The following is a 593-nucleotide window of genomic DNA, read 5'->3' as shown; positions in this document are numbered from 1 at the left end:
CCGTTGGAGGTGCTGACGGACAACGGTAAGCAGTTCACCGGCCGGTTCGGCGGGCCGAAGGCGGGTGAGGTGCTGTTCGAGCGGGTGTGCCGGGAGAACGGCATCAAGCTGCGTCACACCGCCCCCAGGACCCCGACCACGACGGGGAAGATCGAACGGTTCCATCAGAGCGTGCGCCGCGAATGGCTGGATGAGGCGCTGCCGTTCGCCTCGATCGAGGCCGCCCAGGCCGAGACGGACGCGTTCGTGAAGCATTACAACACCGCCCGCCCGCACCAGGCGCTGGACATGGCCTTCCCCGCCGACCGGTTCTTCGCCGAGCGCAGCGACGGACAGCGCCGGGCTGAGCGGGAACTACCGCTGCAGCTGCCCGCCGCTCTGACCACGGTGACCGCTTCCGCTCCTGAAGCTGCGCCTGCGACTGTCCCGATCCCGGCTGGCGACCACGGTGATCAGCCTGAACGTCCTGCGCCCGTCCTGAGGACCTCGATCGATCCGCTGTCGCGCCAGGCGATCGAGGTCGATCGGATCGTGCCCGCCTCGGGGAACCTGTCGATCGGTGGCCAGCAGCTCTGGCTCGGACCTGACCGGGC

At 69.1% G+C, this 593-nt stretch carries 1 protein-coding gene; it reads left to right on the top strand.

The annotated features are described in order from the left end of the window. Positions 1 to 593 (top strand): integrase core domain-containing protein (locus ACFFR3_RS50210; RefSeq protein WP_379485519.1); only part of this gene is annotated, 593 nt, incomplete at both ends.

It is taken from the genome of Nonomuraea salmonea (assembly GCF_042428605.1).
GTDB classification, from domain to species: Bacteria; Actinomycetota; Actinomycetes; order Streptosporangiales; family Streptosporangiaceae; genus Nonomuraea; species Nonomuraea salmonea.
This window is presented reverse-complemented; position numbering and strand designations above follow the sequence as displayed.